Origin of the sequence: Pseudomonas sp. 2725 (genome assembly GCF_050434585.1) — a bacterium.
GTDB lineage: Bacteria > Pseudomonadota > Gammaproteobacteria > Pseudomonadales > Pseudomonadaceae > Aquipseudomonas > Aquipseudomonas jessenii.
The window spans coordinates 426,496-442,272 of the sequence record NZ_JBNDIV010000004.1 but is presented as its reverse complement, the minus strand read 5'-3'; the positions used below and the strand labels follow the sequence as shown (position 1 = coordinate 442,272).

The following is a 15,777-nucleotide window of genomic DNA, read 5'->3' as shown; positions in this document are numbered from 1 at the left end:
AGCCATCGAGGCGGGGTGGCGATTGTAGTCCCCTCGGAGAATTGCTCCTAGAGGGGATTGATTGCTGTAGGAGCGGGCTCGCTCGCGATGGTCGTCAACGATAACGCTGTATGCCTGACCCCCCACAGTGTTTTCAGGTTCATCGCGAGCAAGCTCGCTCCTACAATCGATGGGCCTCAGTTCATCGCGAGCAAGAGAAGGGCCTCAGCCCTCGACCGCAGGAATATGCCCAAACATCTCCTGCACAAACGCCACGCGTTCTTCGACCGATTCACTCACGCCGCGCGCCTTCAGGTCTTCCAGCCGCGCCTCGACCGCATGAGTGCGCAACGTCAGGCCGCAGTCATTGGCAATCTGGATATTCAGCCCCGGCCGGGCGTTGAGCTCCAGAATCAGCGGGCCTTTTTCCTGGTCCAGGACCATGTCGACACCGATGTAGCCCAGGCCGCACAACTCATAGCAACCAGCGGCGAGTTTCATGAAGCCGTCCCAGTAGGGCAGTTGCACGCCATCCACTGCGTTGGTGGTGTCCGGGTGTTTGTTGATGATGTTGTTGAGCCAGGTGCCGCGCAGGGTCAGGCCGGTGGCCAGGTCCACACCGACGCCGATGGCGCCCTGGTGCAGGTTGGCCTTGCCGTTGGACTGGCGCGTCGGCAGGCGCAACATGGCCATCACCGGGTAGCCCATCAAAACAATGATGCGAATGTCCGGCACGCCTTCGTAACTGATGCTCTTGAAGATCTGGTCCGGAATCACGCGGTATTCGATCAGCGCCCGGTCGCGGTGACCGCCCAGGGAGTACAGGCCGGTCAGGATGCTGGAAACCTGGTGTTCGATTTCTTCATGGCTGATGATCCGGCCGGACACCGTGCGATAACGCCCTTCAAAGCGGTCGGCGATGACCAGGATGCCATCTCCGCCAGCGCCCTGGGCCGGTTTGATCACGAAGTCATTGCGTGCGCCGATGATCTCTTCGAGATTGTCGATTTCCTTCTCGGTGGAGATCACGCCATACAGTTCAGGCACATGGATGCCGGCGGCGATGGCGCGTTCCTTGGTGATGATCTTGTCATCGACGATCGGGTACAGGCTGCGCTTGTTGTATTTGAGCACGTAGTCTGCGTTGCGCCGATTGATCCCCATGATGCCCCGGGCTTCCAGGGCCTTCCAGGTCTTCCAGAGGCCGAACATCAGGCGTCAGCCTTTTTCAGGAAGGCCTTGAAGCGCACCAGTTCGGTCAGGCGGTAACCGCGATAACGACCCATAGCCAGCATGAAGCCCACCAGGATCAGCAGGATCGCCGGGAAAGTGAACACGAAGTACACCAGTTCCGGCACGCTCATGATCAGGTGCGCCAGGGACGCGGCGAACAGCGTGCCGACGGCCACTTTCATGGCATGGCCACCGCCGCGCTCTTCCCAAGTGATCGACAGGCGTTCGATGGTCATGGTCAGGATCACCATCGGGAACAGCGCCACCGACAAACCGCGTTCCAGGCCGAGTTTATGGCTGAGCAGGCTGATGGCCGCAATCAGCACCACCACGAACGTCAGCACCACCGACAGCCGCGGCAGCATTTGCAGTTTCAGGTGTTCGAGATAGGAGCGCAGCGACAAGCCCAGTGCCGTGATGATGGTAAACAGCACGATACCGAAGCCGAGCTGGGTTTCGCGGAAGGCCAGGGCGATCAGCACCGGGGTGAAGGTGCCCAGGGTCTGGATGCCGATCAGGTTGCGCAGGATCAGGATCACCAGCACGCCGATCGGGATCATCACCATGATCATGAAGGTCTGCTGGGTTTGCAGCGGCAGGCCGTACAGCGAGTACTCGAGGAAATTGGCGTCGGTGTTTTCGTCGGTCAGCTTGGCCAGGCGAATGGCGTTCATTTCGCTGTTGTTCAGGCTGAAGGTCACGTTGGCTTTCTTGCCACCATCGACGGTGATCAGGTTTTCGTCGCCGGTCCACCACAGCAGGCGGTCGGTCGGCAGGCCCTGTTCACCGGTTTCCGGGTTGAAGTACAGCCAGTCGGTGCCATTGAAACTGCGCAGCCACAGTTCCGGCATTTGCGGCTGGTCGGCCACCAGGCGGATGGTGTGGACCTTCTCGATCGGCACGTGGGCGATGGACAGCAGCAGCTCGACGATTTTTGCCTTGTGCGCCGCGGATGGATCACCGGCCAGCAGCAGCTTCACGTTGTCGTCGTTAAGGTTGTTGACCCGCTTGATAGCTTCGCCGACGAAAGTTTCGACATCGGCCGAGTGTTGGCGAATCGGTGCGAGCAGGGCTTCGGCGGCGATTTTTTCCGGGCCTTCGATGGTCATGCTGTCGCGAAAGGTCGGGCCTTTGATCTTGGCTTTCTCACCGGAATAACGCTTGGTCAGCACCAGGCGGTAATACAGCGTCTGATTGCCTTTGGCCCGGCGTGCCGACCAGGTGACCTTGCGGTTACCGTCGACCCGGTTCACGGCCACGCCGTAGTTGTTGGAGATGAAGCTCTCGTTGAGGCTCACGAAGTCGCGGCTCAGCGGAGGCACGAACATCTGGATCTTGACCGGATCCTTGGCACTGGCGACGAACTCGACCTTGGCGTCGATGTTCCACAGGTCGTCGGTGGCGTCTTCGGTCACCGGGATGCCCAGCACGAAGATCTGATAGGCCGTAACTGAAATGCCCAGCACCACCAGGATGGCGATCAGCAGTTTCAGGTGAAGGGTAAGAGAGCGCATTTGAATTACTCGGCGGTATGAGCGTCGGTGGTGCAGGCAGGTTTGCCGGCAGCATATTTAAGGCTGGGGTCAACCAGAGCATCGAAACGTTTGAGGGCTTCGGAGCCAATCAGTAGCGGGTATTGGAAAGCGCTGCGGTCGGTCAGGTTCACTTCGATGCTGCGCAGGGCCGAGCCCATGCAGATGTCCAGTTCGATCACCGGGCGGGCGGTGTACTTCTTGCCTTCTTCCGGATCGTAGTCGCCGGCCCGGCGCTTGATCTTGCTGACACGGGCCAGCGGGCGTTCGATCGGGTGCGAATGGGCGGCGTCGATGGCCAGGTAAAAGCGCACCCACGACTCGCCGTTGCGTTTGAAACGTTTGATATCCCGTGCACTCAGGGATGCGGTTTTCGCCCCGGTATCGAGTTTGGCCGCCACTTCCAGATCGATGCCATTGAGCGATGCGTACTCGTTAAGGCCATACACGGTCTTTTCCCCGGCCATTGCGAAGCCGGGCAGGCAAAGGAAAAAAAGGACGGTGGGGAAGGGCTTGAGTCTCATAAATCCTGATGCGCAGCGGTCCGACTTGATTCAAGGCCCTGGCATCGCTGCGCAAGCTCCCTCGTATGCCTGTCAGGTTTTTATGACAGGCAGTGCAGATGTGACAAACAAATGCGGGCGGCATTCTAGCACGGTGGTTTGATGGCGCCAGCGCTGGCCGGTGGCTATAAATAGGCCGGTTGCTTCGTAATGGTGCAACCGGTTATCAGAAGATTGTCGACAATATCGATTTATACTTTGACTGTGTCGCCACTATTCGATAGTTTTTGCGGCACTGGCTTACAAGGTGTCGACAATATGCTGGATCAACTCGATCCCCCGGTTTCTACGCAAGACGATACGGAGACGCTTTCCGAGAACGTCTTCCGACGCATTCAGGCGGCTATCGTCAAAGGCGATATCGCGCCGGGCAGCAAAATCTCCGAACCGGAACTGGCGCGCACCTACGGCATCAGCCGTGGCCCGTTGCGCGAGGCCATCCACCGTCTGGAAGGCCAGCGCCTGCTGGTTCGCGTGCCGCATGTCGGCGCACGGGTGGTGTCGCTCAATCACGCCGAACTGATTGAGCTATACGAAATCCGCGAATCCCTGGAAGGCATGGCCTGTCGCCTGGCCGCCGAGCGCATGAGCCTCGAAGAAATCGACGAGCTGCGTCGGGTCCTGGAAACCCACGAACGCGATGAGGCGTTTCAGGCCGGGAGAGGCTACTACCAGCAGGAAGGCGATTTCGACTTCCACTACCGAATCATCCAGGGCAGCGGCAACCGTACGCTGACCCAAATGCTCTGCGGCGAGCTGTATCAACTGGTGCGCATGTACCGCATCCAGTTTTCCACCACGCCCAATCGCCCGCACCAGGCGTTCGCCGAGCACCACCGAATTCTCGATGCCATCGCCGACCGTGACGGTGAACTGGCCGAGTTGTTGATGCGCCGTCACATCGGCGCCTCCAAACGCAACATCGCCCGTCATTACCAGGACGGCGCTAACCCGACAGCCAAACGAGGTGAGTCATGAGTTTGAACAAGAGCACTCCAGGCCAGCGTTTCCGCGATGCGGTCGCCAGCGAGCATCCATTGCAAGTGGTCGGCGCGATCAACGCCAACCATGCGTTGCTGGCCAAGCGCGCCGGTTTCAAGGCGATCTACCTGTCGGGTGGCGGGGTGGCTGCCGGCTCACTCGGCGTGCCGGACCTGGGCATCACCGGCCTGGATGACGTGCTGACCGACGTGCGCCGCATCACCGATGTTTGCGACCTGCCGCTGCTGGTGGACGTGGACACCGGTTTCGGTTCCTCGGCGTTCAACGTCGCCCGTACCGTGAAGTCGATGATCAAGTTCGGCGCGGCGGCGATTCACATCGAAGACCAGGTCGGCGCCAAGCGCTGCGGTCACCGTCCTAACAAGGAAATCGTGACCCAGCAGGAAATGGTCGACCGCATCAAGGCTGCAGTCGATGCCCGTACCGATGACAGCTTCGTGATCATGGCCCGTACCGACGCCCTGGCGGTGGAAGGTCTGGAGTCTGCCCTGGATCGCGCCGCCGCGTGCATCGAGGCCGGCGCTGACATGGTGTTCCCGGAAGCCATCACTGAACTGGAAATGTACAAGCTGTTCGCCAATCGCGTGAAAGCGCCGATCCTGGCCAACATCACCGAGTTCGGCGCGACGCCGCTGTACACCACCGAACAACTGGCCGCTGCCGATGTATCGCTGGTGCTGTACCCGCTGTCGGCGTTCCGTGCCATGAACAAGGCTGCAGAAAACGTCTACACCGCGATCCGTCGCGATGGCACGCAACAGAACGTCATCGACACCATGCAGACTCGCATGGAGCTTTACGATCGCATCGACTACCACACCTTCGAGCAGAAGCTCGATGCGTTGTTCGCCGCGAAAAAATAATGAACACCGTGTACCTGTAGGAGCGAGTTCGCTCGCGATGGTCGCCAACGATAACGCGGGAAATCTGATGCCCCGCGGCGATTTGATGTTTATCGCGAGCAAGCTCGCTCCTACAGGCCAGTTTCCCTAAAAAATTCAAGAATTGGAGACAGCAATGGCCGAAGCAAAAGTACTCAGTGGCGCCGGGCTCCGTGGCCAGGTAGCCGGGCAAACCGCACTGTCCACCGTGGGCCAGTCGGGTGCCGGTCTGACCTATCGTGGTTATGACGTACGTGAACTGGCGGCTGACGCACAGTTCGAAGAAGTTGCCTACCTGCTGCTGTACGGCGAACTGCCGAGCAAGGCGCAACTGGCAGCCTACATTGCCAAACTGAGCAAGCTGCGCGACCTGCCGCAAGCGCTCAAAGAAGTGCTGGAACGCATCCCCGCCGACGCCCACCCGATGGACGTGATGCGCACTGGCTGCTCGTTCCTGGGCAACCTGGAGCCGGAGAACAACTTCTCCGAGCAACACGACAAGACTGACCGCCTGCTGGCCGCGTTCCCGGCGATCATGACCTACTGGTATCGCTTCAGCCACGAAGGCAAGCGCATCGATTGCGTGAGCGACGAGCAGTCCATCGGCGGCCACTTCCTGCACCTGCTGCACGGCAAGAAGCCGAGCGAGCTGCACGTCAAGGTGATGAACGTTTCGCTGATCCTCTACGCGGAGCACGAGTTCAACGCGTCGACCTTCACCGCACGTGTTTGCGCCTCGACCCTGTCCGACCTGTATTCGTGCATCACCGCGGCCATCGGCTCGCTGCGCGGTCCGCTGCACGGCGGCGCCAACGAAGCGGCGATGGAAATGATCGAGCGTTTCTCGTCGCCGGAAGACGCGATCAAGGGCACCCTCGGCATGCTCGAGCGCAAGGACAAGATCATGGGCTTCGGCCACGCGATCTATAAGGACAACGATCCGCGTAACGAGGTGATCAAGGGCTGGTCGAAAAAGCTTGCTGACGAAGTGGGCGACAAGGTGTTGTTCCCGGTGTCCGAAGCCATCGACAAGACCATGTGGGAGCAGAAGAAACTGTTCCCGAACGCCGACTTCTACCATGCCTCGGCGTACCACTTCATGGGCATCCCGACCAAGTTGTTCACACCGATCTTCGTCTGCTCGCGCCTGACCGGCTGGGCCGCCCACGTGTACGAACAACGTGCCAACAACCGCATCATCCGTCCAAGCGCCGAATACACCGGCGTTGAGCAGCGCAAGTTCGTACCAATCGAACAACGCTGAATGGTGGCGGCCGGCACCGGGATCTGAATGCAACGCAGATCCCTGTAGGAGCGAGCTTGCTCGCGATGGAGTGTCATTCACATTGGTGTCGACTGACACACCATCGCGAGCAAGCTCGCTCCCACAGTGGATTGTGTTCACTTCAAGTCTGGTGCCAGGCCCCACCTTTTGTAACTACCGTGACCGAGTCCTGACGATGAACACACAATTTCGTAAACCGCTGCCCGGCAGCCACCTGGATTACTTCGATGTCCGCGCAGCGGTCGAGGCGATCCAGCCTGGCGCCTACGACACCCTGCCGTACACCTCCCGTGTACTGGCGGAAAACCTTGTGCGTCGCTGCGACCCGGCCACGCTCACCGAATCCCTGAAGCAATTCATCGAGCGCAAGCGCGACCTCGACTTCCCGTGGTTCCCGGCCCGCGTGGTGTGCCACGACATTCTCGGCCAGACCGCGCTGGTCGACCTCGCCGGCCTGCGTGACGCCATCGCCCTGCAGGGCGGTGATCCGGCGCAAGTGAACCCGGTGGTGCCGACCCAACTGATCGTCGACCACTCCCTGGCCGTCGAGCGCGGTGGCTTCGATCCGGAGGCGTTCGAGAAGAACCGCGCCATCGAAGACCGTCGCAACGAAGACCGCTTCCACTTCATCAACTGGACCAAGAAGGCGTTCAAGAACGTCGACGTGATCCCGCCGGGCAACGGCATCATGCACCAGATCAACCTGGAGAAAATGTCTCCGGTGATCCAGGTGCGTGACGGCGTGGCCTTCCCTGATACCTGCGTCGGCACCGACAGCCACACCCCGCACGTCGATGCGTTGGGCGTGATCGCCATCGGTGTTGGTGGTCTGGAAGCCGAAAGCGTAATGCTCGGTCGCGCATCGTGGATGCGTCTGCCGGAAAGCGTCGGCGTCGAGCTGACCGGCAAGCTGCAGCCGGGCATCACCGCCACCGACATGGTGCTGGCGCTGACCGAGTTCCTGCGCAAGCAAAAAGTGGTTGGCGCGTGGCTGGAATTCTTCGGTGAAGGTGCTGCGGCGCTGACCCTCGGCGACCGCGCGACCATCTCCAACATGGCCCCGGAATACGGCGCCACCGCGGCGATGTTCTACATCGACCAGCAGACTATCGACTACCTCAAGCTCACCGGACGTGAAGACGAGCAGGTGCAGTTGGTCGAGAACTACGCCAAGCAGGTCGGCCTGTGGGCTGACAGCCTCAAAGGCGCGCAGTACGAGCGCGGCCTGACCTTCGACCTGTCTTCTGTGGTGCGCAACATGGCTGGCCCGAGCAACCCGCACGCCCGTGTGGCGGTGTCGGATCTGGCTGCCAAAGGCATTTCCGGTCAGTGGGACGATGTGCCGGGGCAAATGCCGGACGGCGCGGTGATCATCGCCGCCATCACCAGCTGCACCAACACCAGCAACCCGCGCAACGTGATCGCCGCCGGCCTGCTGGCGCGCAACGCCAACAAGCTCGGCCTGACCCGCAAGCCGTGGGTCAAGTCGTCCCTGGCACCGGGTTCCAAAACCGTGGCGCTGTACCTCGATGAAGCCGGTTTGACCGATGAGTTGGAACAGCTCGGTTTCGGCGTCGTGGCCTTCGCCTGCACCACCTGCAACGGCATGTCCGGCGCACTGGACCCGGTGATCCAGCAAGAGATCATCGACCGTGACCTGTACGCCACTGCTGTGTTGTCCGGTAACCGTAACTTCGACGGCCGGATTCACCCGTACGCCAAGCAGGCGTTCCTCGCATCGCCGCCACTGGTGGTCGCTTACGCCATCGCCGGTACCATCCGTTTCGACATCGAAAAAGATGTGCTGGGCGTGGTGGATGGCAAGGAAATCCGCCTGAAGGACATCTGGCCGAGCGACGAAGAAATCGACGCAGTGGTGAAAGCCTCGGTCAAGCCTGAGCAGTTCCGTCAGGTCTACATCCCGATGTTCGCGATCCACGAAGACACAGGTCCCAAAGTCGCTCCGCTGTACGAGTGGCGCGAGATGAGCACCTACATCCGCCGTCCGCCGTACTGGGAAGGTGCGTTGGCCGGCGCCCGTCCGCTCAAGGGCATGCGCCCGCTGGCGGTGCTGCCGGACAACATCACCACCGATCACCTGTCGCCGTCCAACGCCATCATGCTCGACAGCGCCGCGGGCGAATACCTGGCGAAAATGGGCCTGCCGGAAGAGGACTTCAACTCCTACGCGACTCACCGTGGTGACCACCTGACCGCGCAGCGCGCAACCTTCGCCAACCCGAAACTGTTCAACGAAATGGTTCTGGAAAACGGCAAGGTCAAGCAGGGTTCGCTGGCCCGCGTCGAGCCGGAAGGCAAAGTGATGCGCATGTGGGAAGCCATCGAGACCTACATGGATCGCAAGCAGCCGCTGATCATCATCGCAGGTGCCGACTACGGTCAGGGTTCGTCCCGCGACTGGGCGGCCAAGGGTGTGCGCCTGGCGGGTGTGGAAGCGATTGCCGCCGAAGGTTTCGAGCGCATTCACCGCACCAACCTGGTGGGCATGGGCGTGTTGCCGCTGGAATTCAAGCCGGGCACCAACCGCCACACCCTGGCCATCGACGGCAGCGAAACCTACGACGTGATTGGCGACCGCACCCCGCGTGCCGAGCTGACCCTGGTGATCCATCGCAAGAATGGCGAGCGCGTCGATGTGTCGGTGACCTGCCGCCTCGACACTGCTGAAGAAGTGTCGATCTACGAAGCCGGTGGCGTGCTGCAACGCTTCGCCCAGGACTTCCTCGAAGAATCGGCGGTTGCCGTTTAACACACGCTTTGCAGACACGGGACTTTGAGTCCCGTGTCTGTTTTCAGATTAGGAGTAACGAGCACCATGGCTCATGCACCGCAGATCAAAATTCCAGCGACATACATGCGCGGCGGCACCAGCAAAGGCGTGTTTTTCAGCCTGAAGGATTTGCCTGAAACGGCACAGGTCCCGGGTCAGGCCCGCGACGCTTTGCTGCTGCGGGTGATCGGCAGCCCCGACCCGTACGACAAACAAATCGACGGCATGGGTGGCGCGACTTCCAGCACCAGCAAAACCGTGATCCTGTCGAAAAGCATCAAGGCCGATCACGATGTCGATTACCTGTTCGGTCAGGTGTCCATCGACAAGCCCTTCGTGGACTGGAGCGGCAACTGCGGCAACCTGTCGGCGGCGGTCGGTTCGTTCGCCGTCAGCAATGGCCTGGTGGACGCCAGCCGCATCCCGCACAACGGCGTGGCGGTGGTTCGCGTGTGGCAGGCCAACATTGGCAAGACCATCATCGCCCACGTGCCGATCACCAATGGTGAAGTACAGGAAACCGGCGATTTCGAACTCGACGGCGTGACCTTCCCGGCGGCCGAAGTGCAGATCGAGTTCCTCGATCCGGCGGCGGACGAAGAGGGCGGCGGCGGTTCGATGTTCCCTACCGGCAACCTGGTGGACGACCTGGAAGTGCCCGGCGTCGGCACCTTCAAGGCGACCATGATCAATGCCGGCATCCCGACGATTTTCGTCAATGCCGAAGACATCGGCTACAAGGGCACCGAGTTGCAGGGCGCGATCAACGGCGACCCGAAAGCCTTGCTGATGTTCGAAACCATCCGTGCTTACGGCGCATTGCGCATGGGCCTGATTTCGAACATTGACGAAGCTGCCAAGCGCCAGCACACGCCAAAAGTGGCCTTCGTCGCCAAACCGGCGGATTACGTATCGTCCAGTGGCAAAGCCATTGCGGCGGGTGATGTCGACCTGCTGGTGCGTGCGCTGTCCATGGGCAAGTTGCACCACGCGATGATGGGTACTGCTGCGGTGGCAATCGGCACGGCGGCAGCGATCACCGGTACGCTGGTTAACCTCGCGGCAGGCGGTATCGAACGCAACGCGGTGCGCTTCGGCCACCCGTCCGGTACCTTGCGCGTCGGCGCCGAGGCCAGCCAGGTCAATGGCGAGTGGACCGTGAACAAGGCGATCATGAGCCGCAGTGCACGGGTGTTGATGGAAGGGTTTGTCCGTGTGCCGGGTGATTCTTTCTAAGATCACATTAACCCCTGTGGGAGCGAGCTTGCTCGCGATGGGGCCAACACATTCAATACGTGTGCTGGCTGATGCACCGCCATCGCGAGCAAGCTCGCTCCCACAGTGGCCTGCATTTCAATCATAAGAATTTGTCATTGACTGAGATTGCCCTGAACCGAGGTCCCATCAACGAACACCGCAGAGTGAATCGAACATGAGTGCCAACGTCGACCTGAACAACCGCCCCGACTACGACAAGGTCCTGCAGGACATTGCCGATTACGTCCTCAACTACAAGATCGAGTCAAAAGAGGCGCTGGATACTGCGCGCAACTGTCTGATCGATACCTTGGGTTGCGGCCTGCTGGCCCTGCGTTTTCCCGAGTGCACCAAGCATTTGGGGCCAGTGGTAGAAGGCACTGTCGTGCCGTTCGGCGCCCGGGTGCCGGGGACCAGTTACCGACTCGATCCTGTGAAGGCGGCGTGGGACATCGGCTGCATCGTGCGCTGGCTCGACTACAACGACACCTGGCTCGCGGCGGAGTGGGGGCATCCGTCGGACAACCTCGGCGGTATTCTCGCGGTAGCCGACCATTTATCACAAAAGCACCTGGCTAATGGTGTGGCACCGCTGACCGTGCGTACAGTGCTTGAAGCGATGATCATGGCCCATGAGATTCAAGGCGTGATTGCCCTGGAAAACTCGTTCAACCGTGTCGGCCTCGATCACGTCATTCTGGTGAAAGTGGCCTCGACCGCAGTCACCGCCAAGCTGATGGGTGCCAATCGCGAGCAGTTGTTGTCGGCGTTGTCTCACGCCTTTGCTGACGGTCAGGCATTGCGCACGTATCGGCATGCGCCGAATGCCGGTTCGCGTAAATCCTGGGCGGCGGGGGATGCGTCCAGTCGTGGCGTGCGTTTGGCGGACATGGCGATGCGCGGCGAAATGGGTATTCCCGGTGTGTTGAGTGCCAGGCAGTGGGGGTTTTACGACGTATTGTTCAGCCACACCAACAACGATCTGGCGCTCAAGCCTGAAGACAGGCGTGCGTTCAGTTTCTCGCGACCGTACGGCAGTTATGTGATGGAAAACGTGTTGTTCAAAATCAGTTTTCCGGCCGAGTTCCATGCGCAAACGGCCTGTGAGGCGGCGGTGACCCTGCATCCGCAAGTGCGCAATCGTCTGCACGAAATCGACCGGATCGTCATCACCACTCACGAGTCGGCGATTCGCATCATTTCCAAGGTCGGCCCGCTGGCCAATGCCGCTGATCGCGATCACTGCATCCAGTACATGACTGCCGTGCCGCTGGCCTTTGGCAATCTGGTTGCCGAGTATTACGAAGATGATTTCCACAAGGCGCATCCGATCATCGATGTGCTGCGCGACAAGATGGTGATAGTTGAGGAGCCGCGTTTCACCCGTGAGTATCTGGAGTCCGACAAGCGCTCCATTGCCAACGCGGTGCAGGTGTTTTTCAAGGACGGGTCGAGTACTGAAAACGTGGTGGTGGAATACCCGATTGGGCATCGTCGACGTCGGGTCGAAGGCATTCCGTTGCTGGAGGACAAGTTCAGGGCGAACTTGCTGACACGATTCACCAGTCAGCGTAGCGAAGAGATTTTTGCGTTGTGCAAGGATCGGCAGAAACTTGAGGCGACACCGGTGAACCGGTTTGTGGATTTGTTTGTTATCTAGGAGACCGAGTTATCGTTCATCGCGAGCAAGCTCGCTCCCACAGGAGATCTGCGGTGAACACAAATCAACTGTGGGAGCGAGCTTGCTCGCGATGAGGGCCGAACAGGCAAAAAAGAACTACTTGAAACGCCGCTCCACACCTTTCTCCACGAGAATCTTCGCGGAGATTTCTTCTACGGAAAAGTGCGTGGAGTTGATGTTCGGAATGTTCTCGCGGCGGAACAGGTTTTCCACCTCGCGAACTTCGAACTCGCACTGGGCGTAGCTCGAATAGCGGCTGTTGGGCTTGCGCTCGTTGCGGATCGCGGTAAGGCGGTCCGGGTCGATGGTCAGGCCGAACAGCTTGTGCTGGTGGGCGCGTAGGGCGGACGGCAGTTGCAGGCGCTCCATGTCGTCTTCGGTCAGCGGGTAGTTGGCTGCACGGATACCGAACTGCATCGCCATGTACAGGCACGTCGGCGTCTTACCACATCGCGACACGCCCACTAGTATCAGGTCGGCCTTGTCGTAATAGTGCGTGCGGGCGCCGTCGTCGTTGTCGAGGGCGAAGTTAACGGCCTCGATACGCTCCATGTAGTTGGTGTTGGCGCCGATGGAGTGGGACTTGCCCACGGTATAGGAAGAATGCTCGGTCAGTTCCTGTTCAAGCGGTGCCAGGAACGTCGAGAAAATGTCGATCATGAAACCATTCGAGGTTGCGAGAATCTCACGAATGTCCTGATTGACGATGGTGTCGAAGATAATCGGACGGAAGCCGTCGGTTTCGGCGGCTTTGTTGATTTGTTGTACCATGGCCCGCGCTTTGTCCACGTTGTCGATGTACGGCCGCGTGACTTTGCTGAAGGTAATGTTTTCGAACTGCGCCAGAAGGCTTTGACCCAGGGTTTCGGCGGTAATGCCGGTACCATCGGAGATAAAGAAAGCAGATCGTTTCATTTGCACCTTGGGCCTTAAGCTAGTGACGAATCTTGGATATGATAGGCGCGATTTGCCGGCCGCCATTGGCCCGCATTCTCACTTATTTTCCAGGTCCAGGCCATATAACCGGCAAATGCTCACTTAAGCAGCCGGTTTCTGAGCTTTTCCAACACAGTTAGTGGAGAGATCACCTTGGTAGAGTACGTAGTTTCCCTCGATAAGCTCGGCAAACACGATGTTGAGCATGTGGGGGGCAAGAACGCATCCCTGGGCGAGATGATCAGCAACCTTGCAGGTGCCGGTGTATCGGTGCCCGGCGGCTTCGCCACGACCGCTCAGGCTTATCGTGATTTCCTGGAACTGAGCGGCCTGAATCAGCAGATTCACGATGCGCTCGATGCCCTGGACGTCGATGACGTGAATGCGCTGGCCAAGACCGGTGCCCAGATCCGCCAATGGATCATGGAAGCCGAGTTCCCTGAAAAACTGAATGCCGAAATTCGTACCGCGTTCGCCACGCTGTCCGCCGGCAACCCTGACATGGCCGTGGCCGTGCGTTCTTCCGCCACCGCCGAAGACTTGCCCGACGCATCCTTTGCCGGTCAGCAGGAAACCTTCCTGAACATCCGTGGTGTCGAAAACGTCATTCGCGCCGCCAAAGAGGTGTTCGCCTCGCTGTTCAACGACCGTGCCATTTCCTATCGCGTGCACCAGGGCTTCGACCACAAGCTGGTTGCCCTGTCTGCTGGCGTGCAGCGCATGGTCCGTTCCGAAACCGGCACCGCCGGCGTGATGTTCACCCTCGATACCGAGTCGGGCTTCCGTGACGTGGTGTTCATCACCGGCGCCTACGGCTTGGGTGAAACCGTCGTACAAGGCGCGGTGAACCCGGATGAGTTCTACGTTCACAAAGGTACGCTGGCCGCGGGTCGCCCGGCGATCCTGCGCCGCAACCTGGGCAGCAAAGCCATCAAGATGATCTACGGCGACGAGGCCAAGGCCGGTCGTTCGGTCAAGACCGTCGACGTGGACAAGGCTGAGCGCGCACGTTTCTGCCTGACCGACGCCGAAGTCAGCGAACTGGCCAAGCAGGCGATGATCATCGAGAAGCACTACCAGTGCCCGATGGACATCGAGTGGGCCAAGGACGGTGACGACGGCAAGCTGTACATCGTGCAGGCCCGTCCGGAAACCGTGAAGAGCCGCACCCAGGCCAACGTCATGGAACGTTACCTGTTGAAAGAAACCGGCACCGTGCTGGTGGAAGGTCGCGCCATCGGCCAGCGTATCGGCGCCGGCAAGGTCCGCATCATCAAGGACGTGTCCGAGATGGACAAGGTCCAGCCAGGCGACGTACTGGTTTCCGACATGACCGACCCGGACTGGGAGCCGGTCATGAAGCGCGCGAGCGCGATCGTCACCAACCGTGGCGGCCGTACTTGCCACGCGGCGATCATCGCCCGTGAGCTGGGTATTCCAGCGGTAGTAGGTTGCGGCAACGCCACCCAGCTGTTGAAAGATGGCCAGGGCGTGACCGTTTCCTGCGCTGAAGGCGACACCGGTTTCATCTTCGAAGGCGAACTGGGCTTCGACATCAAGAAGAACTCCGTGGACGCCATGCCTGAGCTGCCGTTCAAGATCATGATGAACGTCGGTAACCCGGACCGCGCCTTCGACTTCGCACAGCTGCCGAACGCCGGTGTGGGCCTGGCCCGCCTGGAGTTCATCATCAACCGCATGATCGGCGTGCACCCCAAGGCACTGCTGAACTACGACGGCCTGCCGCTGGACATCAAGGAAAGCGTCGACAAGCGCATCGCCGGTTACAACGATCCGGTCGGCTTCTACGTCGAGAAACTGGTCGAAGGCATCAGCACCCTGGCGGCTGCGTTCTGGCCGAAAAAGGTCATCGTGCGTCTGTCGGACTTCAAGTCCAACGAATACGCCAACCTGATCGGCGGCAAGCTGTACGAGCCGGAAGAAGAGAACCCGATGTTGGGCTTCCGCGGTGCCTCGCGTTACATCAGCGAATCGTTCCGCGACTGCTTCGAGCTCGAATGCCGCGCCCTCAAGCGCGTGCGCAACGAGATGGGCCTGACCAACGTCGAAATCATGGTGCCGTTCGTCCGTACCCTGGGCGAAGCGAGCCAGGTGGTGGATCTGCTGGCGGAAAATGGTCTGGCTCGTGGCCAGAACGGCCTGCGCGTGATCATGATGTGCGAACTGCCGTCCAACGCCATCCTGGCTGAAGAGTTCCTCGAGTTCTTCGACGGTTTCTCCATCGGCTCCAACGACCTGACCCAGCTGACCCTGGGCCTGGACCGTGACTCCGGCATCATCGCCCACCTGTTCGACGAGCGTAATCCGGCGGTCAAGAAGCTGCTGGCCAATGCGATTGCCGCGTGCAACAAGGCCGGCAAATACATCGGTATCTGCGGTCAGGGTCCTTCGGACCACCCGGACCTGGCCAAGTGGCTGATGGAGCAGGGCATTGAAAGCGTTTCGTTGAACCCTGACTCCGTACTGGAAACCTGGTTCTTCCTGGCGGAAGGTCAAGCTTCGGCCTGATCCGATGTAAACGGGCCGCCCCTTTCTGTGGGAGCGAGCTTGCTCGCGATGGACGTCAACGATAACGCGTTTATCCTGGATAAACGTGGTGTCCCGAGTTCTTCGCGA

General features: G+C 60.0%; 11 protein-coding genes. 7 read left to right on the top strand and 4 right to left on the bottom strand.

Annotated features, from left to right (window positions below; translation table 11 throughout):
• Nucleotides 1–204: 204 nt before the first annotated feature.
• From ABIE16_RS13360 to ABIE16_RS13350, 3 genes are read right to left on the bottom strand one after another with little or no spacing between them, the layout of a single operon-like run.
• Nucleotides 205–1,191: an alpha-L-glutamate ligase-like protein gene (locus ABIE16_RS13360; RefSeq protein ID WP_057715712.1), complete on the bottom strand. Its 987-nt coding sequence runs from the start codon at nt 1,189–1,191 to the stop codon at nt 205–207.
• Complete coding sequence (locus tag ABIE16_RS13355; RefSeq protein WP_057715711.1) at nt 1,191–2,726, bottom strand: inactive transglutaminase family protein; 1,536 nt, start codon at nt 2,724–2,726, stop codon at nt 1,191–1,193. The genes ABIE16_RS13360 and ABIE16_RS13355 overlap by 1 nt, the downstream gene beginning before the upstream one ends.
• A 5-nt stretch (nt 2,727–2,731) precedes the next feature.
• Entirely contained in the window at nt 2,732–3,268 is a 537-nt protein-coding gene (locus tag ABIE16_RS13350) for an ATP-dependent zinc protease family protein (protein ID WP_218496792.1), read from the bottom strand.
• Nucleotides 3,269–3,565: 297 nt separating this feature from the next.
• Between ABIE16_RS13350 and ABIE16_RS13345 the strand changes: the two genes are divergently transcribed.
• The 6 genes from ABIE16_RS13345 (at nt 3,566) to prpD (ending at nt 12,183) form a co-directional block, all read left to right on the top strand.
• Complete coding sequence (locus tag ABIE16_RS13345) at nt 3,566–4,285, top strand: GntR family transcriptional regulator (RefSeq protein WP_008048579.1); 720 nt, start codon at nt 3,566–3,568, stop codon at nt 4,283–4,285.
• Entirely contained in the window at nt 4,282–5,172 is an 891-nt protein-coding gene (gene prpB, locus ABIE16_RS13340; RefSeq protein WP_008017616.1) for a methylisocitrate lyase, read from the top strand. Before ABIE16_RS13345 ends, prpB begins: the two co-directional genes overlap by 4 nt.
• Nucleotides 5,173–5,326: 154 nt before the next feature.
• On the top strand, nt 5,327–6,454 hold the full coding sequence (gene prpC / locus ABIE16_RS13335; RefSeq protein WP_154860690.1) for a bifunctional 2-methylcitrate synthase/citrate synthase: 1,128 nt from the start codon (nt 5,327–5,329) through the stop codon (nt 6,452–6,454).
• Between the two features lie 196 nt (nt 6,455–6,650).
• The gene (gene acnD, locus ABIE16_RS13330; protein WP_429521353.1) at nt 6,651–9,245 is read left to right on the top strand and encodes a Fe/S-dependent 2-methylisocitrate dehydratase AcnD; all 2,595 of its coding nucleotides are present in this window, start codon (nt 6,651–6,653) and stop codon (nt 9,243–9,245) included.
• Nucleotides 9,246–9,311: 66 nt separating this feature from the next.
• Nucleotides 9,312–10,502, top strand: a complete 1,191-nt coding sequence (prpF, locus tag ABIE16_RS13325) for a 2-methylaconitate cis-trans isomerase PrpF (RefSeq protein ID WP_429521352.1) — start codon at nt 9,312–9,314, stop codon at nt 10,500–10,502.
• A gap of 196 nt (nt 10,503–10,698) precedes the next feature.
• Nucleotides 10,699–12,183 carry a 2-methylcitrate dehydratase gene (prpD, locus tag ABIE16_RS13320; protein ID WP_429521351.1) on the top strand — a complete coding sequence of 495 codons (1,485 nt, stop codon included), beginning with the start codon at nt 10,699–10,701 and terminating at the stop codon, nt 12,181–12,183.
• A gap of 117 nt (nt 12,184–12,300) precedes the next feature.
• Here prpD and ppsR read toward each other — a convergent pair whose 3' ends face one another.
• A complete protein-coding gene (ppsR, locus tag ABIE16_RS13315) occupies nt 12,301–13,119 on the bottom strand; it encodes a posphoenolpyruvate synthetase regulatory kinase/phosphorylase PpsR (RefSeq protein ID WP_008048584.1) in 819 nt (272 codons plus the stop codon).
• A gap of 174 nt (nt 13,120–13,293) precedes the next feature.
• Here ppsR and ppsA point away from each other — a divergent pair, with 174 nt between their 5' ends.
• Complete coding sequence (ppsA, locus tag ABIE16_RS13310; RefSeq protein ID WP_007988920.1) at nt 13,294–15,669, top strand: phosphoenolpyruvate synthase; 2,376 nt, start codon at nt 13,294–13,296, stop codon at nt 15,667–15,669.
• Nucleotides 15,670–15,777: the final 108 nt, after the last annotated feature.

What these genes read in the sequence shown, in the direction of transcription:
- ABIE16_RS13360 (WP_057715712.1), bottom strand. Translation starts at nt 1,191, where the DNA reads ATGTTCGGCCTCTGGAAGACCTGGAAGGCCCTGGAAGCCCGGGGCATC.
- ABIE16_RS13355 (WP_057715711.1), bottom strand. Translation starts at nt 2,726, where the DNA reads ATGCGCTCTCTTACCCTTCACCTGAAACTGCTGATCGCCATCCTGGTG.
- ABIE16_RS13350 (WP_218496792.1), bottom strand. Translation starts at nt 3,268, where the DNA reads ATGAGACTCAAGCCCTTCCCCACCGTCCTTTTTTTCCTTTGCCTGCCC.
- ABIE16_RS13345 (WP_008048579.1), top strand. Translation starts at nt 3,566, where the DNA reads ATGCTGGATCAACTCGATCCCCCGGTTTCTACGCAAGACGATACGGAG.
- prpB (WP_008017616.1), top strand. Translation starts at nt 4,282, where the DNA reads ATGAGTTTGAACAAGAGCACTCCAGGCCAGCGTTTCCGCGATGCGGTC.
- prpC (WP_154860690.1), top strand. Translation starts at nt 5,327, where the DNA reads ATGGCCGAAGCAAAAGTACTCAGTGGCGCCGGGCTCCGTGGCCAGGTA.
- acnD (WP_429521353.1), top strand. Translation starts at nt 6,651, where the DNA reads ATGAACACACAATTTCGTAAACCGCTGCCCGGCAGCCACCTGGATTAC.
- prpF (WP_429521352.1), top strand. Translation starts at nt 9,312, where the DNA reads ATGGCTCATGCACCGCAGATCAAAATTCCAGCGACATACATGCGCGGC.
- prpD (WP_429521351.1), top strand. Translation starts at nt 10,699, where the DNA reads ATGAGTGCCAACGTCGACCTGAACAACCGCCCCGACTACGACAAGGTC.
- ppsR (WP_008048584.1), bottom strand. Translation starts at nt 13,119, where the DNA reads ATGAAACGATCTGCTTTCTTTATCTCCGATGGTACCGGCATTACCGCC.